This window comes from Lentzea albidocapillata (genome assembly GCF_000719115.1).
GTDB classification, from domain to species: domain Bacteria; phylum Actinomycetota; class Actinomycetes; order Mycobacteriales; family Pseudonocardiaceae; genus Lentzea; species Lentzea albidocapillata.
The window spans coordinates 1-229 of record NZ_JOEA01000113.1; the positions used below are offsets into that span (position 1 = coordinate 1).

A 229-nucleotide genomic window follows, 5' to 3' on the forward strand; every position below is an offset into this window, starting at 1 on the left:
CGCGACGATCGAGAAGCTCAAGACCGACGACGCGCTGCTGACCAAGATCCTCACGTACCACGTCGTGCCCGGCCAGATCTCGCCCGACAAGATCGCCGGTGACCAGAAGTCCGTCCAGACCGGCACCGTGAAGGTCACCGGTTCGGGCAACGCGATCAAGGTCAACGACGCCAACGTCATCTGTGGTGGCGTGAAGACCGCCAACGCCACCGTGTACCTCATCGACTCG

At 62.9% G+C, this 229-nt stretch carries 1 protein-coding gene; it reads left to right on the forward strand.

Translation table 11 applies throughout. The features are described 5' to 3' along the window. A partial coding sequence (locus tag IG04_RS0142075; RefSeq protein ID WP_030482318.1) for a fasciclin domain-containing protein occupies positions 1-229 on the forward strand: 229 nt, incomplete at both ends.